The organism is Pseudomonas sp. GD04091 (assembly GCF_029836165.1).
GTDB lineage: Bacteria > Pseudomonadota > Gammaproteobacteria > Pseudomonadales > Pseudomonadaceae > Aquipseudomonas.
Genome location: NZ_JAOEBG010000001.1, coordinates 527,980 through 549,950, shown reverse-complemented (window position 1 = coordinate 549,950; position 21,971 = coordinate 527,980). Strand labels below are relative to the sequence as shown.

24 protein-coding genes are annotated in these 21,971 nt (G+C 63.7%); 14 read left to right on the top strand and 10 right to left on the bottom strand.

Features of this window, described 5'->3' with window-relative positions; all coding sequences use genetic code 11:
* Positions 1–63: 63 nt before the first annotated feature.
* The 6 genes from tilS (at position 64) to ispD (ending at position 6,680) form a co-directional block, all read left to right on the top strand.
* The gene (gene tilS / locus N7422_RS02705) at positions 64–1,347 is read left to right on the top strand and encodes a tRNA lysidine(34) synthetase TilS (protein WP_279805029.1); all 1,284 of its coding nucleotides are present in this window, start codon (positions 64–66) and stop codon (positions 1,345–1,347) included.
* Between the two features lie 270 nt (positions 1,348–1,617).
* Positions 1,618–3,246 carry a CTP synthase gene (locus N7422_RS02700; RefSeq protein ID WP_279805028.1) on the top strand — a complete coding sequence of 543 codons (1,629 nt, stop codon included), beginning with the start codon at positions 1,618–1,620 and terminating at the stop codon, positions 3,244–3,246.
* Positions 3,247–3,249: 3 nt separating this feature from the next.
* Positions 3,250–4,095, top strand: coding sequence for a 3-deoxy-8-phosphooctulonate synthase (kdsA, locus tag N7422_RS02695; protein ID WP_279805027.1), 846 nt, complete (start codon positions 3,250–3,252; stop codon positions 4,093–4,095).
* Between the two features lie 152 nt (positions 4,096–4,247).
* On the top strand, positions 4,248–5,537 hold the full coding sequence (eno, locus tag N7422_RS02690; RefSeq protein WP_003252333.1) for a phosphopyruvate hydratase: 1,290 nt from the start codon (positions 4,248–4,250) through the stop codon (positions 5,535–5,537).
* A gap of 157 nt (positions 5,538–5,694) precedes the next feature.
* Positions 5,695–5,976: a cell division protein FtsB gene (ftsB, locus tag N7422_RS02685; protein ID WP_011535259.1), complete on the top strand. Its 282-nt coding sequence runs from the start codon at positions 5,695–5,697 to the stop codon at positions 5,974–5,976.
* Positions 5,973–6,680, top strand: a complete 708-nt coding sequence (gene ispD, locus N7422_RS02680; protein WP_279805026.1) for a 2-C-methyl-D-erythritol 4-phosphate cytidylyltransferase — start codon at positions 5,973–5,975, stop codon at positions 6,678–6,680. Before ftsB ends, ispD begins: the two co-directional genes overlap by 4 nt.
* Before the next feature lie 92 nt (positions 6,681–6,772).
* On the opposite strand, the gene N7422_RS02675 is transcribed toward ispD, so the two are convergent.
* Positions 6,773–7,675 (bottom strand): LysR substrate-binding domain-containing protein, encoded by a 903-nt coding sequence (locus N7422_RS02675; protein ID WP_279805025.1) that lies wholly within the window; start codon positions 7,673–7,675, stop codon positions 6,773–6,775.
* Positions 7,676–7,783: 108 nt separating this feature from the next.
* Here N7422_RS02675 and N7422_RS02670 point away from each other — a divergent pair, with 108 nt between their 5' ends.
* The 8 genes from N7422_RS02670 (at position 7,784) to rpoS (ending at position 14,946) form a co-directional block, all read left to right on the top strand.
* On the top strand, positions 7,784–8,896 hold the full coding sequence (locus tag N7422_RS02670; protein WP_279805024.1) for an S-(hydroxymethyl)glutathione dehydrogenase/class III alcohol dehydrogenase: 1,113 nt from the start codon (positions 7,784–7,786) through the stop codon (positions 8,894–8,896).
* 9 nt (positions 8,897–8,905) lie between these two features.
* On the top strand, positions 8,906–9,754 hold the full coding sequence (fghA, locus tag N7422_RS02665; protein ID WP_279805023.1) for an S-formylglutathione hydrolase: 849 nt from the start codon (positions 8,906–8,908) through the stop codon (positions 9,752–9,754).
* Positions 9,755–9,855: 101 nt separating this feature from the next.
* The gene (gene ispF / locus N7422_RS02660; protein ID WP_279805022.1) at positions 9,856–10,329 is read left to right on the top strand and encodes a 2-C-methyl-D-erythritol 2,4-cyclodiphosphate synthase; all 474 of its coding nucleotides are present in this window, start codon (positions 9,856–9,858) and stop codon (positions 10,327–10,329) included.
* Entirely contained in the window at positions 10,326–11,384 is a 1,059-nt protein-coding gene (truD, locus tag N7422_RS02655; protein WP_279805021.1) for a tRNA pseudouridine(13) synthase TruD, read from the top strand. The genes ispF and truD overlap by 4 nt, the downstream gene beginning before the upstream one ends.
* Positions 11,372–12,121, top strand: a complete 750-nt coding sequence (gene surE / locus N7422_RS02650; RefSeq protein WP_279805020.1) for a 5'/3'-nucleotidase SurE — start codon at positions 11,372–11,374, stop codon at positions 12,119–12,121. Before truD ends, surE begins: the two co-directional genes overlap by 13 nt.
* A 38-nt stretch (positions 12,122–12,159) precedes the next feature.
* A complete protein-coding gene (locus N7422_RS02645) occupies positions 12,160–12,798 on the top strand; it encodes a protein-L-isoaspartate(D-aspartate) O-methyltransferase (RefSeq protein WP_279805099.1) in 639 nt (212 codons plus the stop codon).
* A 177-nt stretch (positions 12,799–12,975) separates the two neighbouring features.
* Positions 12,976–13,833: a peptidoglycan DD-metalloendopeptidase family protein gene (locus N7422_RS02640; RefSeq protein WP_279805019.1), complete on the top strand. Its 858-nt coding sequence runs from the start codon at positions 12,976–12,978 to the stop codon at positions 13,831–13,833.
* A 105-nt stretch (positions 13,834–13,938) separates the two neighbouring features.
* The gene (gene rpoS / locus N7422_RS02635) at positions 13,939–14,946 is read left to right on the top strand and encodes an RNA polymerase sigma factor RpoS (RefSeq protein WP_279805018.1); all 1,008 of its coding nucleotides are present in this window, start codon (positions 13,939–13,941) and stop codon (positions 14,944–14,946) included.
* Between the two features lie 504 nt (positions 14,947–15,450).
* Here the strand turns inward: rpoS and fdxA are convergent.
* The 9 genes from fdxA to N7422_RS02590 form a co-directional block, all read right to left on the bottom strand.
* A complete protein-coding gene (gene fdxA / locus N7422_RS02630) occupies positions 15,451–15,774 on the bottom strand; it encodes a ferredoxin FdxA (RefSeq protein WP_136916276.1) in 324 nt (107 codons plus the stop codon).
* Between the two features lie 139 nt (positions 15,775–15,913).
* Positions 15,914–18,487, bottom strand: coding sequence for a DNA mismatch repair protein MutS (gene mutS / locus N7422_RS02625; protein WP_279805016.1), 2,574 nt, complete (start codon positions 18,485–18,487; stop codon positions 15,914–15,916).
* A gap of 50 nt (positions 18,488–18,537) precedes the next feature.
* Positions 18,538–19,515: a tyrosine-type recombinase/integrase gene (locus N7422_RS02620; protein WP_279805015.1), complete on the bottom strand. Its 978-nt coding sequence runs from the start codon at positions 19,513–19,515 to the stop codon at positions 18,538–18,540.
* 15 nt (positions 19,516–19,530) lie between these two features.
* Entirely contained in the window at positions 19,531–19,722 is a 192-nt protein-coding gene (locus N7422_RS02615; protein ID WP_039614784.1) for a DUF4224 domain-containing protein, read from the bottom strand.
* A gap of 37 nt (positions 19,723–19,759) precedes the next feature.
* Entirely contained in the window at positions 19,760–20,176 is a 417-nt protein-coding gene (locus N7422_RS02610; RefSeq protein WP_279805014.1) for a hypothetical protein, read from the bottom strand.
* Between the two features lie 56 nt (positions 20,177–20,232).
* Positions 20,233–20,850 carry a site-specific DNA-methyltransferase gene (locus N7422_RS02605; protein ID WP_279805013.1) on the bottom strand — a complete coding sequence of 206 codons (618 nt, stop codon included), beginning with the start codon at positions 20,848–20,850 and terminating at the stop codon, positions 20,233–20,235.
* Positions 20,851–21,175: 325 nt separating this feature from the next.
* Positions 21,176–21,493, bottom strand: a complete 318-nt coding sequence (locus tag N7422_RS02600; RefSeq protein WP_279805012.1) for a hypothetical protein — start codon at positions 21,491–21,493, stop codon at positions 21,176–21,178.
* A complete protein-coding gene (locus tag N7422_RS02595; RefSeq protein ID WP_279805010.1) occupies positions 21,490–21,741 on the bottom strand; it encodes a hypothetical protein in 252 nt (83 codons plus the stop codon). Before N7422_RS02595 ends, N7422_RS02600 begins: the two co-directional genes overlap by 4 nt.
* A complete protein-coding gene (locus tag N7422_RS02590) occupies positions 21,738–21,893 on the bottom strand; it encodes a hypothetical protein (RefSeq protein ID WP_279805008.1) in 156 nt (51 codons plus the stop codon). Before N7422_RS02590 ends, N7422_RS02595 begins: the two co-directional genes overlap by 4 nt.
* Positions 21,894–21,971: the final 78 nt, after the last annotated feature.

The window sequence follows — 21,971 nt, the reverse complement described above, 5'->3', positions numbered from 1 at the left end:
CGGCCTTGTGTCGCGAAAGGGGCGCAAAGCGCCCCCGGCGATCTAATGCCCTGTGAGGCCCTGATGCTCAACCTCACCCTCTGGCTCAACGCCCCCGCCTGGTACGTCGCCTTCTCCGGCGGCCTGGACTCCACTGTCCTGCTGCACCTGCTCGCCGACTACACCCACAACCACCCAGCGCCTCCCTTGCGCGCCATTCATGTCCATCACGGCCTGCAAGCCGCCGCCGACGCCTGGCCCGATCACTGCCAAGCAGTGTGCGCCGCACTGGGTGTCGAACTCGATGTGGTCCCTGTCCAGATCGCCCCCGGCGCCAGCCTGGAACAGGCGGCCCGCAATGCCCGCTACGGCGCCTTCGAAAAACGGTTGGGCGCAGGCGAGGTGCTATTCACCGGCCAGCACCGTGACGATCAGGCCGAAACTCTGCTGTTTCGCCTGCTGCGTGGCGCAGGCTTGCGTGGATTGGCCGCCATGCCACAACAGCGGGCGCTGGGGCGGGGCACTCTGGTGCGGCCGATGCTGGGGCTGTCGCGCCAACAGTTGCAGGCATATGCCGATGCCCATGGGCTGGCATGGGTCGACGACCCGTCCAACGGCGATACGGCCTTCGCCCGCAACTTCCTTCGTGGCGAGGTCTTCCCGCTGCTGCGCCAGCGCTGGCCCCAGGCCGAAGCTAATCTGGCACGCAGCGCTGAACACCTGGGGGAGGCGCTGGGCCTGCTGGACGAACTGGCCGCCAGCGACCTGGCAGCCGCCTGCGACAATGCGCCGCTGCCTTGGCTGGGCCTGGACTCCCTCGGTCTCGAAACGCTCGCGGCGTTGTCGTCGGCGCGCCAGCGCAACGCCCTGCAGTTCTGGCTCAGCCAGCGTACTCGCCTGCCGGATAGTCGCCACTGGGCGGGCTGGAGCGATCTGCGCGACGCGGCCCCCGATGCCGCTCCGATCTGGCGTCTGACCGATGGCGAGCTGCACCGCAGCGATGGACGCATCTGGTGGTTGAGCGGGGATTGGCTGAGCTCGGTGGCGGGCGAACAGCCCTGGCTCGACAGTGCACGCCCCCTGCGCCTGCCGGGCAATGGCAGGGTCCACCTGGCGCCCGGCCAGGCGGGCGCTGACCTGTGCATCCGCTACCGCCAGGGCGGCGAGGTCGTGCAGGTGCCCGGCCGCGGCCGTCGCGATCTCAAGCGTCTGCTCAATGAATGGCAGATCCCGCACTTCGTGCGTCCACGCCTGCCGCTGCTGTATCGGGGTGAGCAATTGCTGGCGGTGGCCAACCTGCCCGAGCTGACGCAGGCGGATTGCCAGCTGCACTGGCAGCCACCGACGAACGTGCAAGGTTTGAGATGAAGGGTACATTCCGGTAGACTACCCTCCCTTCTTGATACAGCTTCTGTGGGTTGCGCAAAAACACAGGAGTTGCCGATTACCAAGCAGTTTTTTGCTGGGCTGATTTCTTAAAATGACGAGCGAGCTCCATGCCGGGGACACCCCTGGTCTGTACAGACGCGGCAGTTTTTCGAGATGCACTGTGATTGACGCAGGTGATCGGGGGCTTCGGCCTTCCTTCGCTTTCTCCGGCGGCGCTGACCGCCTTAACGCAGACTTCTAGGGTTTTTCATGACGCGCTACATATTCGTCACGGGCGGTGTTGTTTCTTCATTGGGGAAAGGCATTGCCTCGGCTTCCCTGGCGGCCATCCTGGAAGCGCGGGGGCTCAAGGTCACCATGCTCAAGCTGGACCCGTACATCAACGTCGACCCGGGCACCATGAGCCCGTTCCAGCACGGTGAAGTGTTCGTCACCCACGACGGCGCCGAGACCGACCTCGACCTGGGCCACTACGAGCGGTTCATCCGCACCACGATGACCCAGAACAACAACTTCACCACCGGCCGCATCTACGAGCACGTGCTGCGTAAAGAACGCCGTGGCGATTACCTGGGCGCGACCATCCAGGTCATCCCGCACATCACCGACGAGATCAAGCGCCGCATCATCAAGGGCGCCGGTGACGCCGACGTCGCGCTGGTCGAGATCGGCGGCACCGTGGGCGACATCGAGTCGCAGCCGTTCCTCGAGGCGATCCGCCAGCTGCGCGTCGAAGTGGGTTCCAAGCGCGCGATGCTGATGCACCTGACCCTGGTGCCGTACATCGCCACCGCCGGCGAGACCAAGACCAAGCCGACCCAGCACTCGGTCAAGGAACTGCGTTCCATCGGCCTGCAGCCTGACGTGCTGATCTGCCGCTCCGACCACCCGGTCGATGCGTCGTCGCGCCGCAAGATCGCGCTGTTCACCAACGTCGAAGAGCGTGCGGTGATCTCGCTGGAAGACGTCGACACCATCTACAAGATCCCAGGCGTGCTGCATGCCCAGGGCCTGGACGACTTCGTCGTCGAGCGCTTCGGCCTGCAGTGCAACAGCGCCGACCTGTCCGAGTGGGACAAGGTGGTCGACGCCAAGCTCAACCCTGAGCAGGAAGTGACCATCGCCATGGTCGGCAAGTACATGGAGCTGCTGGACGCGTACAAGTCGCTGATCGAAGCGATGAGCCACGCCGGCATCACCAACCGTACCAAGGTCAACCTGCGCTACATCGACTCCGAAGACATCGAGAACCAGGGCACCAGCCTGCTCGAAGGCGCCGATGCCATCCTGGTCCCGGGCGGTTTCGGCCTGCGCGGCGTGGAAGGCAAGATCACCGCGGTGCAGTACGCCCGTGAGAACAAGGTCCCGTACCTGGGCATCTGCCTCGGCATGCAGGTGGCCGTGATCGAGTTCGCCCGTAACGTCATGGGCTGGAAGGACGCCAACTCCACCGAGTTCGACCGCAGCAGCGGCCACCCGGTCGTCGGTCTGATCACCGAGTGGGCCGATGCCACCGGCGCGGTCGAGACCCGTACCGAAGCTTCCGACCTGGGCGGTACCATGCGCCTGGGCGCGCAGGACTGCCAGATCGTCGCCGGTTCCAAGGTCCATGACTGCTACGGCAAGGATGTGATCACCGAGCGCCACCGTCACCGCTACGAAGTCAACAACAACCTGCTGCCGCAGCTGATCGACGCCGGCCTGGTGGTTTCCGGTCGTTCCGAAGATGGCGCGCTGGTCGAAGTGGTCGAGTCGAAGGACCACCCATGGTTCGTCGCCTGCCAGTTCCACCCGGAATTCACCTCGACCCCACGTGACGGCCACCCGCTGTTCAGTGGTTTCGTCAAGGCTGCCCTGGCACAGAAGAACAAGGCCTGACCCATGACTCAGAAGATCATTCGCGTCGGTAACATCGAGATCGCCAACGACAAGCCGTTCGTCCTGTTCGGCGGCATGAACGTCCTGGAATCCCGTGATCTGGCCCTGAAGGTCTGCGAGGAGTACGTGCGGGTGACCGAGAAGCTCGGCATCCCGTACGTGTTCAAGGCCAGCTTCGACAAGGCCAACCGTTCGTCGGTCAACTCGTACCGTGGCCCGGGCATGGAAGAGGGTCTGAAGATCTTCGAGGAGATCAAGAAGACCTTCAACGTGCCGGTGATCACCGACGTGCACGAGCCCTACCAGTGCGAGCCGGTGGCCAAGGTGTGCGACATCATCCAGCTGCCGGCCTTCCTGTCGCGCCAGACCGACCTGGTCGTGGCGATGGCAAAGACCGGTGCGGTGATCAACATCAAGAAGGCGCAGTTCCTCGCGCCGCACGAGATGAAGCACATCCTCGCCAAGTGCGTCGAGGCCGGCAACGACCAGCTCATCCTGTGCGAGCGCGGTTCGAGCTTCGGTTACAACAACCTGGTGGTGGACATGCTCGGCTTCGGCATCATGAAGCAGTTCGAGTACCCGGTGTTCTTCGATGTCACCCACTCGCTGCAGACCCCAGGTGGTCGCGCCGATTCCGCCGGTGGCCGCCGTGCCCAGGTCACCGACCTGGCCAAGGCCGGCATGAGCCAGGGCCTGGCGGGCCTGTTCCTCGAGGCCCACCCGGATCCGGACAACGCCAAGTGCGACGGTCCTTGCGCCCTGCGCCTGGACAAGCTGGAGCCGTTCCTCGGCCAGCTCAAGCAACTGGACGACCTGGTGAAAAGTTTTCCGACGGTAGAAACCGCGTAAAGCCCTTTTCTCGGGTAAAGTACCGCCCGTTCCACCCCTGACCTATCGGTCAGGGGCTCCCTTCGCCAGGCCTGCCCGTGCCATGTCGCCTGGTGAACGGCAAGAATTCCCAAAGCTGCGTTGTTTTCGTCAATTCTGGAGTGCTTACAACAATGGCAAAGATCGTCGACATCAAAGGTCGTGAAGTTCTCGATTCGCGTGGCAACCCCACCGTGGAAGCCGATGTACTGCTCGACAACGGCATCATCGGCAGCGCCTGTGCGCCGTCTGGTGCTTCCACTGGCTCGCGCGAAGCGCTGGAGCTGCGTGATGGCGACAAGAGCCGTTACCTGGGCAAGGGCGTGCTGAAGGCCGTTGCCAACATCAACGGCCCGATCCGCGACCTGCTGCTGGGCAAGGATCCGTCCGACCAGAAAGCCCTGGACCGCGCCATGATCGAGCTGGACGGTACCGAGAACAAGGCCAAGCTGGGCGCCAACGCCATCCTGGCCGTGTCCCTGGCTGCCGCCAAGGCCGCCGCCCAGGACCAGGACCTGCCGCTGTACGCGCACATCGCCAACCTCAACGGCACCCCAGGCCAGTACTCCATGCCGGTACCGATGATGAACATCATCAACGGTGGTGAGCACGCCGACAACAACGTCGACATCCAGGAGTTCATGGTTCAGCCGGTTGGCGCCAAGACCTTCTCCGATGGCCTGCGCATGGGCACCGAGATTTTCCACCACCTCAAGGCTGTGCTGAAGGCCCGTGGCCTGAACACCGCCGTCGGTGACGAAGGTGGCTTCGCCCCGAACCTGGCTTCCAACGAGGACGCCCTGGGCGCCATCGCCGAAGCCGTCGAGAAGGCCGGCTACAAGCTGGGCACCGACGTGACCCTGGCCCTGGACTGCGCGGCTTCCGAATTCTACGAAGACGGCAAGTACAACCTGTCCGGTGAAGGCAAGTCGTTCGACGCCGAAGGCTTCGCCGATTACCTGAAGGGCCTGACCGAGCGCTTCCCGATCATCTCGATCGAAGACGGCCTGGACGAGTCCGACTGGGCCGGCTGGAAGATCCTGACCGACAAGATCGGCGAGAAGGTCCAGCTGGTCGGCGACGACCTGTTCGTGACCAACACCAAGATCCTCAAGGAAGGCATCGAGAAGGGCATCGGCAACTCGATCCTGATCAAGTTCAACCAGATCGGCTCGCTGACCGAGACCCTGGAAGCCATCCAGATGGCCAAGGCCGCCGGCTACACCGCGGTGATCTCGCACCGTTCCGGTGAAACCGAAGACTCGACCATCGCCGACCTGGCCGTGGGTACCGCCGCCGGCCAGATCAAGACCGGTTCGCTGTGCCGTTCCGACCGCGTCAGCAAGTACAACCAACTGCTGCGTATCGAAGAGCAACTGGGCGCCAAGGCGGTTTATCGCGGCCGTGCCGAGTTTCGCGGCTGAGCAAGAGATGGTAAAAAGGCAGCAGCCGGGGCCGGCTGAACGTTCGCACTGATCGTTCGGTTGTCTCCACGGGTTTCTGTCGACGAAGCCTGGCCTCGGCCAGGCTTCGTGCTATCGGAAGCTCGCTGCGGCGGCCTTTTTTACCCTGGATATCTTCATGCGCAGTCCCTATTGGTTGTTCCTCGTCCTGCTCCTGCTGCTCGGCGGCCTGCAGTATCGCCTTTGGGTAGGTAATGGCAGCTTGGCGCAAGTGACCGAACTCAAGCAGCAGATCGCTGACCAGCACGCGGAAAACGAGCGGCTGCTGGAGCGCAATCGCGTGCTCGATGCTGAAGTTCTGGAGTTGAAGAAAGGTATGGAGACCGTGGAAGAACGGGCTCGTCATGAGCTGGGAATGGTCAAGGAGGGCGAAACCCTCTACCAGTTGCCGCAGAAATGACAAACGAACTGCCGGCCTTCTGGGCCGTGATTCCCGCCGCGGGCGTCGGTGCCCGCATGGCTGCCGACCGACCCAAGCAGTATCTGCAGCTGGGCGGTCAGACCCTCCTCGAGCATAGCCTCGACTGTTTCCTCGGCCATCCAGCGCTCAAGGGCGTGGTGGTCAGCATTGCCGAAGAAGATCCCTACTGGCCCGGCCTGCGCTGCGCCAGCGATGTGAACATCCAGCGTGCACCGGGCGGGCGTGAACGGGCCGATTCGGTCCTCAACGCTTTGTTGCTGCTGCATGCCCAAGGCGCGTCGGACGATGACTGGGTGCTGGTGCACGACGCCGCGCGGCCGAATCTGGCACGCAGCGATCTGGACAAGTTGTTGTCAGCCTTGGCTGAAGATCCTGTAGGTGGGTTGCTGGCCGTTCCCGCACGGGACACGCTCAAGCGTGCCGACGGCGAGGGCAGGGTGGCGGCCACGGTCGATCGCAGTACCGTCTGGCAGGCCTACACCCCGCAGATGTTCCGCCTCGGCATGCTGCATCGGGCGCTGGCCGAGTGCCTGGTGTCTGATGTGGCGGTTACCGATGAATCGTCCGCCATCGAATGGGCCGGCTATGCGCCACGCCTGGTCGAAGGGCGCAGCGACAACATCAAGGTGACCCGCCCGGAAGACCTGGAGTGGCTGCGCCAGCGCTGGGCCGGGCGTCGCTGAGCACCGACCTGGCACTACCTCTGTAGGCGCGGGCATACCCCGCGAACGCCGGCAATGCCACGCGCTGCCTGCTGCGCGGGACACGCCCACTCCTACAGGGGAGTGGTGCGATACTCCGGCAACTGCGCCAACCCGTCCTTCAGGTAATCAACCAACCTGCGTACCTTCGGCGACAGATGCCGCTGCTGCGGATACAACGCCCACACCGCCGTATTCGGTGGCTGATGCCCCTCCAGCAACGATACCAGCGCCCCACTGTGCAAATGTTCGAGCACGTAGTAATCCGGCAACTGGCACAGCCCCATGCCTTGCAGCGCCGCGTCCAGCACCGCCTGGCCGCTGTTGCAGCGCCAGTTGCCCTGCACCCTCTGGGTGATCTCGCGACCCTCCTGCTGCAGCGCCCACAGGTCCGAACTACCCACCAGGCAGTTGTGCCGCGCCAGCTCCGACAGGCTGTGCGGCCGCCCATAGCGCTCCAGGTAGGCCGGCGAGGCGCACAGGTACATGCGCCGCGGCGCCAGGCGCGTGGCCACCAGCCGCGAATCCTGCAAGCGCCCCAGGCGGATCGCCAGGTCCATGCCTTCGTGCAGCAGGTCGAGGGTGCGGTTGCTCAGTTCCACCTCGACCCGCAACTGCGGGTACTGCGCCATGAAGCGCGTCACCAGCGGCACGATGAAGCGTTCGCCATAGGCCACCGCGCAGGTCATGCGCAGCAGGCCCTTGGGTTCGCTGGCCAGGTCGCCCATGGCACGCAGCGCTTCCTCGCGGCCATCCTGCAGGCGCTGGCAGTGCTGGAGAAAGGTCTGCCCGGCTTCGCTCAGGGTCACCCGTCGCGTGCTGCGGTACAGCAGACGAGTCTGCAGGCGTTCCTCCAGGCGGGCGATCTGCCGACTGATGTGCGAAGACGACACCCCAAGACGTTCGGCGGCGGCGGTGAACTGGCCCGATTCGGCCACTGCGACGAACTCGTCGATGCCTTCCCAGCGACTGCTCATGGATTATCCCTGAATGGCAATAATGTTTTGTGAATGGCTGGATTATTCATCAAAAGGCGGTGAATTACACTGGCAGCCAGTAACCGACCCCTTTTCTGGAGACCTTTGATGATCAAGTCCCGTGCTGCCGTAGCCTTCGAGGCCAAGAAACCCCTGGAAATCGTCGAAGTGGACGTGGCCATGCCCAAGGCCGGCGAAGTGCTGCTGCGCGTCGTCGCCTCGGGCGTCTGCCATACCGATGCCTACACCCTGTCCGGTGCCGACCCGGAAGGCATCTTCCCGTCCATCCTCGGCCACGAAGGTGGCGCCATCGTCGAGGCGGTGGGCGAGGGCGTGACCTCGGTGGCGGTCGGTGATCACGTGATCCCGCTGTACACCCCGGAATGCGGCAAGTGCAAATTCTGCCTGTCGGGCAAGACCAACCTGTGCCAGGCCATCCGCGCCACGCAGGGCAAGGGCTTGATGCCGGACGGCACCACCCGCTTCAGCTACAAGGGCCAGCAGCTGTTCCACTACATGGGCACCTCGACCTTCTCCGAGTACACCGTGCTGCCGGAAATCTCCGTGGCCAAGATCCAGAAGGAAGCCCCGCTGGAGAAGGTCTGCCTGCTCGGCTGCGGCGTGACCACCGGCATCGGCGCCGTGCTCAACACCGCCAAGGTCAAGCCCGGTGACACCGTCGCCATCTTCGGCCTCGGCGGCATCGGCCTGTCGGCGATCATCGGCGCGGTCAAGGCCAAGGCCTCGCGCATCATCGCCATCGACATCAACCCGGCCAAGTTCGAGATCGCCCGCCAGCTGGGCGCCACCGACTGCGTCAATCCGAAGGATCACGACCGCCCGATCCAGGAAGTCATCGTCGATCTCACCGACGGCGGCGTGGACTTCTCCTTCGAGTGCATCGGCAACGTGCAACTGATGCGCGCGGCGCTGGAGTGCTGCCACAAGGGCTGGGGCGAGTCGGTGATCATCGGCGTGGCCGGTGCCGGCCAGGAAATCGCCACCCGTCCGTTCCAGCTGGTGACCGGTCGCGTGTGGCGCGGCTCGGCCTTCGGTGGCGTGCGTGGCCGCAGCGAGCTGCCGAGCTATGTGGAAATGTCGGAAAAGGGCGAGATCCCGCTGGATACCTTCATCACCCACACCATGGGCCTGGAAGACATCAACAAGGCCTTCGATCTGATGCACGAAGGCAAGAGCATCCGCAGCGTGATCCACTTCTGAGGCCATGCCATGACGCTGGAAAACATCTCCTGCCAGAAGAGCTTCGGCGGCTGGCACAAGCGTTACCGCCACACTTCCAAGGTGCTCGGCTGCGACATGGTGTTCGCCGTGTACCTGCCGCCCCAGGCCGAGCAGGGCGAGAAGTTGCCGGTGCTGTACTGGCTCAGCGGCCTGACCTGCACCGATGAGAACTTCATGCAGAAGGCCGGCGCGCAGCGCCTGGCCGCCGAGCTTGGCTTGATCATCGTCGCCCCCGACACCAGCCCGCGCGGCGAGCAGGTGCCGGGAGATCCGGACGGTGCCTGGGATTTCGGCCTGGGTGCCGGTTTCTATCTCAATGCCACCCAGCAACCCTGGGCGCAGCACTATCGCATGCACGATTATGTGGTGCATGAGCTGCCGGCGTTGATCGAGGCGCACTTCCCGGCGTCCGACCAGCGCGGCATCAGTGGTCACTCCATGGGCGGCCATGGCGCACTGGTCTGCGCCCTGCGCAACCCCGGGCGTTATCGCTCGGTGTCGGCGTTCTCGCCGATCAGCAATCCGATGGATTGCCCGTGGGGCGAGAAGGCGTTTTCCCGTTACCTGGGGGATGACCGTGCGCGCTGGCGGGAATGGGACGCCAGCGTGTTGCTGGCCGAGGTCGAACAGTGCCCGCCATTGCTGGTGGATCAGGGCGATCGCGATGATTTCCTCGACAAGCAGCTCAAGCCGCAAGCGCTGGAACAGGCGGCGCGCAAGGGGGGGCATGCGCTGACCCTGCGATTGCAGCCGGGCTATGACCATAGCTACTACTTCATCGCCAGCTTCATCGATGAGCACTTGCGTCATCATGCGCAGGCGTTGGGCAGGGTCTGACAGCACCTGCAATCCCCGTGGGAGCGGGCATGCCGGCGAAGCAGCCCCAATACCTCAAAAGCAGGTAGAATCACGCCCTGACTCAATCAGGGCGTTTTTCTATGCGTATTGGCCACGGCTACGATGTCCACCGTTTCTGCGACGGTGATTTCATTACCTTGGGCGGGGTGCGTATCCCCCACAAGTTCGGCCTGCTGGCCCACTCCGATGGCGACGTGCTATTGCACGCGGTGAGCGATGCCCTGCTTGGCGCCGCGGCACTGGGCGATATCGGCAAGCACTTTCCCGACACCGACCCGCAGTTCAAGGGCGCCGACAGTCGCGTGCTGTTGCGTCATGTGGTCGACGTCGTGCGCAACAAGGGCTGGAAGGTCGGCAACGTCGACGCCACCATCGTCGCCCAGGCACCGAAGATGGCCCCGCACATCGAAACCATGCGCCAGCAGATCGCCGAAGACCTGCAGGTCGAACTCGACCAGGTCAACGTCAAGGCCACCACCGAAGAGAAGCTGGGCTTCACCGGCCGTGAGGAGGGTATCGCCGTGCACGCGGTAGCCCTGCTGCTGCCAGCATGACCGAAGTGGAACTGCTGGGGCCGCGTGCCTGCGGTGATGCCCTGGGCACCGCGGTGCTCAAGGCGGTCGCCGAAGATTTCCAGGTCGACGAGGTGCTCGATATCCCGCTGTCCGGCGAGGGTGAGCACCTGTGGCTGTGGGTCGAGAAGCGCGAGCTCAATACCGAGGAGGCCGCCCGCCGCCTGGCCCGCGCCGCCGGCGTGCCGCTGCGCGCCATCAGCTACGCCGGCCTGAAGGACCGTCAGGCGCTGACCCGCCAGTGGTTCAGCCTGCACCTGCCCGGCAAGGCCGACCCGGACCTGTCTCGTGCCGAAGACGCTACCCTGCGCGTGCTGAATCAGGTGCGTCACCAGCGCAAGCTGCAGCGCGGCGCCCACTCGGCCAACGGCTTCACCCTGCGCCTGACCAGTCTGAATGCCGATCACCAGGCACTCGACGCACGCTTGGCGCAGTTGAAGCAGCAGGGCGTGCCCAACTATTTCGGTGCCCAGCGCTTCGGCCATGCCGGAGGCAACGTCCACGACGCCCAGGACTGGGCTGCGAGGCAAGCCCTGCCAGAGCAGCGTAATGTCCGCTCGCGGCTGCTTTCCGCCGGGCGCAGTTACCTGTTCAACCAGGTGCTGGCCGAGCGCGTCGCCGACGGCAGCTGGCAGCGTGCCCAGGTCGGCGACCTGCTGGCCTTCACGGACAAGCGCAGCTTCTTCCCCGCAACAGAGGCCGAGTGCAGCGATCCGCGCCTGGCCATTCTCGACCTGCACCCCACCGGTCCGCTGTGGGGCGACGGCGAGGCGCCCAGCCAGGGCGCGACCCTCGCCCTCGAGTCCGCGGTCGCCGCGCGTCATCCGGCGTTGTGCCAATGGCTGGCGCGAGCGGGCATGGATCACGAACGGCGCATCCTGCGGCTCCCTATTGGGCGGCTGACGTGGCATTATCCCGAGCCTGATATCCTGCAACTGGAATTCGTCCTTCCGGCCGGATGCTTCGCCACCGTGGTGGTGCGCGAACTCGTCGATCTGGTGCCGGCAGGGCAGACGGACAGCCCATGCGTATTCTGATTTCGAATGACGACGGTGTTACCGCACCCGGCATCGCCGCGCTGCACGAAGCGCTGGTGGACTATGCCGAGTGCGTGGTGATTGCCCCGGATCAAGACAAGAGCGGCGCCAGCAGTTCGCTGACGCTGGACCGGCCGCTGCACCCGCAGCCCCTGGCCAACGGCTTCATCAGCCTCAACGGCACGCCGACCGACTGCGTGCACCTGGGGCTCAACGGCCTGTTGCCGCAGACCCCCGACATGGTGGTGTCCGGCATCAACCTGGGCGCCAACCTGGGCGACGACGTTCTGTATTCCGGCACGGTCGCCGCCGCGCTGGAAGGGCGCTTCCTCGGTGGTACCTCGCTGGCCTTCTCGCTGCTTTCGCGCCTGCCCGACAATCTGCCGAGCGCCGCCTACATCGCCCGCCGGCTGGTGGAGGCGCAGTCGCGGCTGGAGCTGCCGCCACGCACCGTGCTCAACGTCAACATCCCCAACCTGCCGCTGGAACACATCCGAGGCATCCAGCTCACCCGCCTGGGGCACCGGGCGCGGGCGGCGGCGCCGACCAAGGTGGTCAACCCGCGTGGCAAGGAAGGCTACTGGATCGCCGTGGCGGGCGATGCCGAAGACGGCGGCCCTGGCACCGACTTCCATGCGGTGATGCAAGGCTATGTGTCGATCACCCCGTTGCAGTTGGACCGCACCTTCAACGATGCCTTCGAGCGTTTCGAGGGTTGGCTGGAGGGCGTGCTCTGATGCGCGAGCAGGACGATCTGATGCGCCGTGGGATCGGCATGACCTCGCAGCGTACCCGGGAGCGGTTGATCCAGCGCCTGTACGAAGAGGGCGTCTCGAACACCAAGGTGCTCGAGACCATTCGCCGCACTCCGCGCCACCTGTTCGTCGACGAGGCCCTGGCCCATCGCGCGTATGAAGACACAGCGCTGCCGATCGGCCATAACCAGACCATTTCCCAGCCGTTCATGGTGGCGCACATGAGCGAGCTGCTGCTCGAAGCCGGGCCGCTGGACAAGGTGCTGGAGATCGGCACCGGTTCGGGCTACCAGACAGCGATCCTGGCCCAGCTGGTCGAGCGGGTGTTTTCGGTGGAGCGGATCAAGGTCCTGCAGGACCGGGCCAAGGAGCGCCTGATCGAGCTCAACCTGCGCAACGTGGTGTTCCGCTGGGGGGACGGCTGCGAAGGCTGGCCGGCGCTGGCGCCCTACAATGGCATCATCGTCACGGCCGTGGCGCCCGAGGTGCCGCAGGCATTGCTCGATCAGTTGGCGCCCGGTGGGCGCATGGTGATCCCGGTCGGGCCCGCCGGAGAGGCGCAGCAACTGATGCTGATCGTGCGCGAGGAGCAGGGTTTCTCGCGCCGGGTGCTGGGCGCGGTACGCTTCGTGCCGCTGCTCAACGGCCCGCTGGCCTGAGCGGCGCGCCACAATATTTGCGCCGTCGGCGAATTAGTGCGACTGGCGCCTGTCTATCAGGCGTGGCTCCCGGTGCTGGCGGGGAGGACGAGCCACCGCAAGACGAGAGGCTCGGTTATAATTGAAACATTGTTGCATTTTGCAGCGTCATCTTTTGGCACCATGAGGGGAGCGCGGGTGGGTCACACAGTCATGCGGCAGCGCAAGGATCGGTCGGGTTTGAAGCTTCTGGTGATTGCGCTGGCCATGGGGACCCTGCTGGCCGGCTGCTCCAGTACCGGCTCGAACGGCGCGCGCGTGGTGGACCGCAACAACGCGGCGCCCAAGCGCCCGACCGTCACCTCGGGGCAGTACATCGTCAAGCCAGGCGACACGCTGTTCTCCATCGCGTTCCGCTACGGTTGGGACTACAAGGAACTGGCGGCGCGCAACAACATCGCCGCCCCCTACACCATTCGCCCGGGCCAGCCTATCCGCTTCAGCAGTGGCGCCGGCGGTAGCACCACGGTGGTCACCAGCGGCCCTTCTTCGTCGAGCAGGACCACGGTCACCCGCCGTCCGGTCTCGACCACCTCGCCACCGACCAGCAATGGCAAAAGTGCCACAACTGCCCCTTCCACCACCTCGCAAACGGTTGCCCAAGTGCCCGCCGCAGAGCGTGCCGTGGGTGGATGGACGTGGCCGGCGAGCGGCGTGCTGATTGGAAAATTTGCTTCAAACGGTAGTTTGAATAAAGGCATTGATATCGCCGGTGATTTGGGACAGCCTGTTTTTGCTGCGTCTGATGGAGCGGTGGTCTACGCCGGCAGTGGCTTGAGGGGCTATGGCGAGCTCATCATCATCAAACACAGCGATACCTACGTCAGTGCCTACGGTCACAACCGCAGGCTCTTGGTTCGGGAGGGGCAGCAGGTCAAGGCAGGGCAGACGATCGCAGAAATGGGGTCAACGGGCACTGATCGGGTGAAGCTGCATTTCGAGATTCGCCGTCAGGGTAAACCCGTCGATCCTCTCCAGTTCCTGCCACGCCGTTGATTGTTGTCCCAGCCTGTTCCTTGGATGTAGAGGGGACAGGCTCCAGCGCTGCCATGGAAAGGTGACGCTCGAGTCTGAGTTCGAACTCAGCAAAGGACTATAACAATGGCTCTCAGTAAAGAAGTGCCGGAGTTTGACATCGACGATGATCTGCTTCTCATGGAAGCGGGTATCGTTTTGGAAACGGATGTGGTGTCAGACGAACCTGCTGTACCTTCGGTTCGGACCAAGTCGAAACAGGGCGCATCGTCCAAGCAGCACAAGTACATCGATTACAGCCGGGCGCTCGATGCCACCCAGCTGTATCTCAACGAAATCGGCTTCTCGCCTCTGCTGTCGCCGGAGGAAGAAGTGCATTTCGCACGCCTGTCGCAGAAAGGCGACCCTGCCGGCCGCAAGCGCATGATCGAAAGCAACCTGCGCCTGGTGGTCAAGATTGCCCGCCGTTACGTCAATCGCGGCTTGTCCTTGCTCGACCTGATCGAGGAAGGCAACCTGGGCCTGATTCGCGCGGTGGAGAAGTTCGACCCCGAGCGTGGTTTCCGCTTCTCGACCTATGCGACCTGGTGGATCCGCCAGACCATCGAGCGGGCGATCATGAACCAGACCCGCACCATCCGCCTGCCCATTCACGTGGTCAAGGAGCTCAATGTCTATCTGCGCGCTGCCCGCGAGCTGACACAAAAACTTGACCACGAGCCGTCCCCGGAAGAAATCGCCAGCCTGCTGGAAAAACCAGTGGCAGAGGTCAAGCGCATGCTGGGTCTCAACGAGCGCGTGTCTTCGGTGGATGTCTCGCTCGGGCCGGACTCCGACAAGACACTGCTCGACACCCTCACCGACGATCGCCCCACCGATCCCTGCGAGCTGCTGCAGGACGATGACCTGTCACAGAGCATCGATCAGTGGCTGGGCGAGTTGACCGACAAGCAGCGCGAGGTGGTAGTCCGCCGCTTTGGCCTGCGTGGCCATGAGAGCAGCACCCTCGAGGATGTCGGGTTGGAAATCGGCCTGACCCGTGAGCGCGTCCGACAGATCCAGGTAGAGGGGCTCAAGCGTCTGCGTGAGATCCTCGAAAAGAATGGCCTGTCCAGCGAGTCGTTGTTTCAGTAACCGTTGCTGAGATGTAAACGCAAACGCCCCGACATCGATCGGGGCGTTTGCGTTTAAACCAGGCGACAGGCTGAGGTCGCGGACCTCATCGCCGCAATGTTTACTTATCCACCCTCGTGGTATTGCGTGTAAGCAATTGCTTACTCGTTGTGTAAGCGTTCGCTGTAGGGATCAGTAAATCAATGTCGTTTCCAATGACGTACATTTCATAACAAATTGAAAAATAAGCATTTTTAACGCGAATAAAAATCTGGCACCTGGAGCAGGTGGGGAGAACTACCGCTTGTTTCCCATCGAGGAATCGCTAGTATTCGAACTGTGTCGACGGACTGACACAGGCTTTCAAGGATGACGGCCAAGGACATCGCGGGACGCGATTCATCAGGATGATGATTGGGACATACAGGGACTACGGAAAAAATGTGGGCGGGTCAAACCGCCCCTTTTTTTTGCCCGCTGAAAATGAGAAAGGCCCTTGCGGGCCTTTTTCGTACCAGGACGCGATCAGCGTTCCAGATCGGCAATCTTGCCCGTTTTGCCATCCCACTCTTCGGCATCTGGCAGGGCGTCTTTCTTCTCGGTGATGTTCGGCCAGATCTCCGCGAGCTCGGCGTTCAGCTCGATGAAGTTCTCCATGCCGGCAGGTATTTCGTCTTCCGAGAAAATGGCCTGGGCTGGGCATTCAGGTTCGCACAGCGCGCAGTCGATGCACTCGTCCGGGTGAATGACCAGGAAGTTCGGGCCTTCGTAGAAGCAGTCCACCGGACAGACTTCCACGCAGTCGGTGTACTTGCATTTGATGCAGTTGTCGGTGACGACGAAGGTCATTTCTAATTCTCTCCTCAGGCGACGGCAGCTTGCCCTTCCTTCCAGGGCAGCGCGGTTCACGGTGGTGGCTGCAGGCCAGGCTAATAACCCGCAGCACTCGCAAACCGCGCCGGATTCTACCAGCTTGCGCGGTGGGCCGTTATAACAGGTTTTTCAGTTGATATAGCATTTCGATAGCTTGGCGCGGCGTCATGTCGTCCAGTTCCAGCTTGCCCAGCTTCTCGATGGCTGGGTGTGGCAGGCTGGCGAACATATCGCTCTGGTGCGGCACGCTTGGCTCGCCCTTGCTCTTGCTGGCAATCGGCGCTTCATGGGGCAGGCTGGCGGTTTCCAGGCGGCCCAGGTGTTCGCGGGCGCGCTGGATCACCGGCGCCGGCACCCCGGCCAGTTGCGCCACGGCCAGGCCATAGCTCTGGCTGGCGGGGCCAGGCAGCACATGGTGCAGGAACACGATGCGCTCGTTGTGCTCGGTGGCGTTCAAATGCACGTTGGCCACCAGCGGCTCGCTCTCCGGCAGCACGGTCAGCTCGAAGTAGTGGGTGGCGAACAGCGTGTAGGCGCGCAGCTGGGCCAGGCGCTCCGCCGCGGCCCAGGCCAGCGACAGACCGTCGAAGGTGCTGGTGCCGCGGCCGACTTCGTCCATCAGCACCAGGCTGCGGTCGGTGGCGTTGTGCAGGATGTTCGCGGTTTCGCTCATCTCGACCATGAAGGTCGAGCGGCCGCCGGCCAGGTCGTCGCTGGAGCCGATGCGGGTGAAGATGCGATCAACCAGCGACAGCTCGCAGCGGGCCGCCGGGACGAAGCTGCCGATATGCGCCATCAGCACGATCAGTGCGGTCTGGCGCATATAGGTGGATTTACCGCCCATGTTGGGGCCGGTAATGATCAGCATGCGCGTGCTGTCGTCCAGGCCCAGGTCGTTGGCCACGAACGGCGTGGTCAGCACTTGTTCGACCACCGGGTGACGGCCCTGGTCGATGCGCAGGCACGGTTCGTCGACGAAGCTCGGGCAGTTCAGGTCCAGGTTCAGCGCGCGCTCGGCCAGGTTGCTCAGCACGTCCAGCTCGGCCAGGGCGGCGGCGCTGTCCTGCAGCGGCGCCAGGTGACCGATCAGGGTCTCGAGCAGGGCGTCGTAGAGCATCTTCTCGCGGCTCAGGGCGCGGCTCTTGGCCGACAGCGCCTTGTCCTCGAACGCCTTGAGCTCGGGGGTGATGAAGCGCTCGGCGCCCTTGAGGGTCTGGCGGCGGATGTAGTCGCCCGGCGCCTGCTCGGCCTGCTTGGTCGGCAGTTCGATGTAGTAGCCGTGCACACGGTTGTAGCCGACCTTGAGGTTGGCAAGGCCAGTGCGAGCCTTCTCACGGGCTTCCAGGTCGATGAGGAACTGGCCGGCGTTCTCGCTCATGGCCAGCAGCTCGTCGAGCTCGCTGTCGTAGCCGGTCTTGAGCACGCCGCCGTCGCGGATCACCGCTGGCGGGTTGTCGATGATCGCCCGCTCCAGCAGCCCGGCCAATTCTGGGTAGGTGCCGGTGATGGCGGCCAGGCGGGCCAGGTGCGGTGCTTCCAGTTCGGCCATGGCGTTCTGCAGCTCGGGCAGGGCGCCGAGGGCGTCACGCAGGCGCGCGAGGTCGCGCGGGCGGGCGTTGCGCAGGCCGATACGGGCGAGGATGCGCTCGATGTCGCCGATTTCCTTGAGCTGCGGTTGCAGCTTCTCGAAGCGGTAGCCGTCGAGCAGGCAGCGGATCGAGTCCTGGCGCGCCTTCAGTACTTTCAGGTCGCGCAGCGGGCGGTTCAGCCAGCGGGTCAGCAGGCGGCTGGCCATGGCGGTCTGGCAGCGGTCGATGACCGACTGCAGAGTATTGTCGCGACCGCCGGCCAGGTTGATGTCCAGCTCCAGATTGCGGCGGCTGGCCGCATCGAGAATGACCGTGTCGTCCAGGCGCTCGTGGCGCAGGCTGCGCAGGTGGGGCAGGGCGGTGCGCTGGGTCTCCTTGGCGTAGCCCAGCAGGCAGCCCGCGGCGCCGATGGCCAGGGTCAGCTTGTCGCAGCCGAAGCCTTTGAGGTCCTGGGTGGCGAACTGCTGACACAGGCTCTTGCGCGCCGAGTCACGGTCGAAATCCCACGGCGCGCGGCGTCGCGCGCCCGGGCGTTTCTCCGCCGGCAGGCCCTGCGGCCAGTCATCCGGGATCAGCAGCTCCACCGGGTTGATGCGCTCGAGCTCGGCCAGCAGGTTCTCCCAGCCCTTGATCTCCTGCACGGTGAAGTTGCCGCTGGTGATGTCCAGCACGGCCAGGCCGAACAGGCGTTCGTCGCCCAGCAGGGCGGCGATCAGGTTGTCGCGGCGCTCGTCGAGCAGCGCCTCGTCGCTGATCGTGCCGGGGGTGATGATACGCACCACCTGACGCTCCACCGGCCCCTTGCTGGTGGCCGGGTCGCCGATCTGTTCGCAGATCACCACCGACTCGCCGAGCTTGACCAGCTTGGCCAGGTAGCCTTCGAGCGAATGGAACGGAATCCCGCACATGGGGATCGACTGGCCGGCCGACTGCCCGCGGGCGGTCAGGGTGATATCCAGCAGTTTCGCGGCCTTCTTCGCGTCTTCGTAGAAGATCTCGTAGAAGTCGCCCATGCGGTAGAACATCAGCTGGTCCGGATGCTGGTTTTTCAGCTTCCAGTACTGCTGCATCATCGGGGTATGGTCGGAAATACTGGACATTCAGGGCCTTACAGCTGTGCGTCTATTAGACAATTGCGAAACGTCTAATACTACAGGCTTTTTTTCGGCATTGCTGGTGGCTGTGCGATGTCAATTTTACGTAGGCGCAGGTAGCGCTCGGTCATCTTGGCGTTGGTGTGCCCACCGAGTTTTTGGGCATCGTTGCCCTGGTCGTCAGTGTCGGTCAGCGACTTCGCCCTGAGGTCGTGGATTGTTGCCCCGGCGACCTTCGCTTTCTCGCAGGCCTTCTTGAAGGCGTCCTTCACCGTCTCGTAGGAGACCGGCTTGCCGCCGCTTCGGGTGCAAAACAGCGTGAGGCCGCGCACCTTTCTGGGGATGGCCTTCGCCCTTGCGATCAGTTGCTCAAGATCCGGGGTCATGCCAACGATGAGCTTTGCCCCGGTCTTTTGCTGGTCGAAGGCGATCCCCTTTTCGGTGATGTCCGAAAGCTTGATGGCCAGCACATCGCCAATGCGCTGCCCCGTGAGGTAGCACATCTCGAGGATCGATCGTATGTAGGGGGACGCGGCGCCGCAGATTGCTGCGAACTCCTCATCGGTTATGTACCGGTCCCGTTTCTTCTCGGCGTGCCGCTTGATGCCGGTGCAGGGGTTTGAGTCGACAATCTGCTGTTCCAGCGCGTAGGCGAACACCGTCCGGAGGAACGAGATCACCCGATTGGCCATGTTCGGCGTGTCGGACATGTGCAGCTTGAGTGCGGCCACATGCCTCGGTAGCACCTGGCGTGGCTCGAACTCGGCCAAGTTGTTCTTCAGCCGCTCGGCCGCCGCCTCGTACTGCTTGATGGTGTTGTCTGCCAGGCGCCCGCGCATCGCGTCCAGCGCGTCATCGATCAGCTTCGGCATTCCGCCCTGACCCTTGCCGCCCATGATCTTGGCGTAGGCGAGCAGGGCGCCTTGGTAGTCCTTGTCCAGGCGCTCCCACTTTCCTTTCCTGACCAGGTAGTACGCCCCGTGCTTCATGTACATGCACGGTGGCAGGTGCCTGTCCTTCTTTCGCGGCCTCATGGGTCGTCCTTTCTATCAAAACCGGAGTTCCGGCCCTTTCTTCTCAGCATGCCCGCCCAGGCGGGCGAGCACGACTTGTCTCAGCACCTTCGGCTTTCCGTCGGCGCCCAGCACATACCCAAATTTCTCTGCCTGCAACCAGCGGACCTGGTCCTTGGGGCGGAGGTAGCCCGTCATGTCGGCTACCTCATCCGGTGTCATGAACATGGTTTCTCTCCACGCCGCCGGTGGCGGCAGGTAAATGTCAGGCCAGGTCAGCCAGGGCGAACACGATCCCGCGGCAGTAGGGCTCTTCGTCCTCTACGACTTCGAAGGTCGCGTGCGGAATGTCGGTCTTGTAGGTCCAGCTGTAGCCGTCTTCCTTGCACCACAGTGCCTCGATCGGCTTGGCCGACTTCTGGCGCTGCACGTACTCGGCGATCTCCTCGTCGCCATCCAGGCAGTCGCGGTCGGGGAGGACGCCGTCTGTATCGACGAATGCCGTGCCGCCGTCGTAGCAGCCGATCTCCTCACGCCGTGCGCCGTAGAATTCCATCAGGTCGTCGCTGGCTCCGCAGAGGATCACCAGGCCAGCACTCTGTGCTGCGACGATTAGCGCGCCGGGGATGCGGGCCGGGTATTCGAGGCCGTTCAGTTGGGCGGCCAGTTCTTCTTTCGTCATGGCAATAGCTCTCCATGCCCGCGCATGTCGGCGGGCTTGAGTAGTTGGGGGAGGGGTTAGGCCCGCGCTTCGAACAGTTCGATCTGCGCTGCCGGGGTGTCGCGAATGGTGATGGCCTCAGCGATGCGCTGTTGCGCGGTCCCGAAGTGCGCTTCGTCCTGCTCGATGCCGATGAAGCGCCGGCCCAGTTGCACGCAGGCGACGCCGGTCGTACCGCTGCCCATGGTGTTGTCGAGCACCACCTGTCCGGGGTTGGTGTAGGTGGCGATCAGAAATCGCATCCAGCTGATCGGCTTCTGGGTTGGGTGGAAGTTGGCCTTCTGCTTGTCGCTAGAGAAGAACTGAACTGAGCGCGGGTATCGGTCCGTCGAGTCGTACTCGGTCAGCTGCAGAGCCTTGCCGTAGCACTCGGAATCCACCGACTTGCGCTTAGAAGTCTTGCGCTCGTGGCCAGAGGTCATCTGCGGGTGATATATCGGCTGGCGTCGATAGAAGACCTGGGCACTCTCATGCGCCCGAAGAGGCTGCTTCTTTGCGTTCAGGAACCCAGTTGCTGCGCCTTTTTCCCAGATCCACTCATACTTGTAGATCCCAGGGTTGCTGGCCACCAGCATCGAAGTGAACGGCTGAGCCGCGCAGAGAACGATGGCTGCTTCGGGCTTGGCGATTCTCAAGTACTGCTCCCACAGGGGGGGCGAAGGGAATCACCACATCCCAGGCGCACTGGGTGGTGCCGTATGGCAGGTCAGCAAGCACCAGGTCGACGCTGGCGTCGGGGATCGACTGCATGACCTCCAGGCAGTCGCCGTGGTAAAGGCTGGCGTCGGTCATCGCGGCCCCCGATAGATCAGGTAGGCCATGTAGGCGAGGGCGATCATTCTGACTTCCTCCTGTGCTTCCCTTTCTTCTTGCGCTTCTTCGGCGGATGGCGCGGGCACGGCCAGCGCAGTGAGCCGTCGCCACTCGGGCAGGTGCAGGTTTTCGCTTCGGCCAGGGCGGTCATGGCTGAGCCCTGCCAATTTCTGCGGCAGCACGAACGATGGCGCGACGTGCGCCGAAGTCGTCCAAGGCTTCGGTGGTGATGATCGACTCCGGCTTACCCTTGGGCTCGCACATCACGCTGTCGGTGGCTGGGCACGGGCTGATCTCGATCGCCAGCTCAATCGCCAATCGCAGAGCATCGCCGTCATCTTCCAGCGGGTTCCACTGTGTGTACTCGATTCCACCATCCAGGGTGATGGACTCAGTAGGTGCATCGAAAGCACCGCCGATGGCCTTGGCCGCCAGGAAGAGCAGATCGTTGTCGGTCAGTTTCACAGCGAATACCTCTCATCAATCCAGCGCCCTGAAGCGCCTGCGGGTGTAGGTTCGGGTTGGGTTTCGTGCGGGGAGAGCTGGCGCTCGTTGCCGGCCTGCAGCTGGCTGTCGGGGATGCAGCTGATGCCGACCCCATTCAGCAGGTAGCAGGTGACGCCGCGCTGGCTGTCGTGCTGCACGTCGATGACGTTCTCGGTTGCGCTGGCGCCGGTAGCCAGCAGCAGGAGGCAGAGGGCGAGGCGGGTCATTTCTTGCGCTCCAAGAAGCACCAGGCGAGCGCTGCAAAGCCGCAGGCGATACCGATGAGGTAGCCGATCGCTGCGGCGCCATTGGAGCCGACTCCGTTGGCCGCGATGAAGAACAACAAGGACAGGATCAGGCAGAACTGGTAATTGGACATAGCTTCGCCTTGGCCGCTCGCTCGCGGCAGTGAATAGAGGGGAGAGGGGTTACGACGAAAGGAGCACAAATGTACTCC

Coding starts and splice junctions, on each gene's coding strand:
- tilS (WP_279805029.1), top strand. CDS start 64: ATGCTCAACCTCACCCTCTGGCTCAACGCCCCCGCCTGGTACGTCGCC.
- N7422_RS02700 (WP_279805028.1), top strand. CDS start 1,618: ATGACGCGCTACATATTCGTCACGGGCGGTGTTGTTTCTTCATTGGGG.
- kdsA (WP_279805027.1), top strand. CDS start 3,250: ATGACTCAGAAGATCATTCGCGTCGGTAACATCGAGATCGCCAACGAC.
- eno (WP_003252333.1), top strand. CDS start 4,248: ATGGCAAAGATCGTCGACATCAAAGGTCGTGAAGTTCTCGATTCGCGT.
- ftsB (WP_011535259.1), top strand. CDS start 5,695: ATGCGCAGTCCCTATTGGTTGTTCCTCGTCCTGCTCCTGCTGCTCGGC.
- ispD (WP_279805026.1), top strand. CDS start 5,973: ATGACAAACGAACTGCCGGCCTTCTGGGCCGTGATTCCCGCCGCGGGC.
- N7422_RS02675 (WP_279805025.1), bottom strand. CDS start 7,675: ATGAGCAGTCGCTGGGAAGGCATCGACGAGTTCGTCGCAGTGGCCGAA.
- N7422_RS02670 (WP_279805024.1), top strand. CDS start 7,784: ATGATCAAGTCCCGTGCTGCCGTAGCCTTCGAGGCCAAGAAACCCCTG.
- fghA (WP_279805023.1), top strand. CDS start 8,906: ATGACGCTGGAAAACATCTCCTGCCAGAAGAGCTTCGGCGGCTGGCAC.
- ispF (WP_279805022.1), top strand. CDS start 9,856: ATGCGTATTGGCCACGGCTACGATGTCCACCGTTTCTGCGACGGTGAT.
- truD (WP_279805021.1), top strand. CDS start 10,326: ATGACCGAAGTGGAACTGCTGGGGCCGCGTGCCTGCGGTGATGCCCTG.
- surE (WP_279805020.1), top strand. CDS start 11,372: ATGCGTATTCTGATTTCGAATGACGACGGTGTTACCGCACCCGGCATC.
- N7422_RS02645 (WP_279805099.1), top strand. CDS start 12,160: ATGACCTCGCAGCGTACCCGGGAGCGGTTGATCCAGCGCCTGTACGAA.
- rpoS (WP_279805018.1), top strand. CDS start 13,939: ATGGCTCTCAGTAAAGAAGTGCCGGAGTTTGACATCGACGATGATCTG.
- fdxA (WP_136916276.1), bottom strand. CDS start 15,774: ATGACCTTCGTCGTCACCGACAACTGCATCAAATGCAAGTACACCGAC.
- mutS (WP_279805016.1), bottom strand. CDS start 18,487: ATGTCCAGTATTTCCGACCATACCCCGATGATGCAGCAGTACTGGAAG.
- N7422_RS02620 (WP_279805015.1), bottom strand. CDS start 19,515: ATGAGGCCGCGAAAGAAGGACAGGCACCTGCCACCGTGCATGTACATG.
- N7422_RS02615 (WP_039614784.1), bottom strand. CDS start 19,722: ATGTTCATGACACCGGATGAGGTAGCCGACATGACGGGCTACCTCCGC.
- N7422_RS02610 (WP_279805014.1), bottom strand. CDS start 20,176: ATGACGAAAGAAGAACTGGCCGCCCAACTGAACGGCCTCGAATACCCG.
- N7422_RS02595 (WP_279805010.1), bottom strand. CDS start 21,741: ATGACCCGCCTCGCCCTCTGCCTCCTGCTGCTGGCTACCGGCGCCAGC.
- N7422_RS02590 (WP_279805008.1), bottom strand. CDS start 21,893: ATGTCCAATTACCAGTTCTGCCTGATCCTGTCCTTGTTGTTCTTCATC.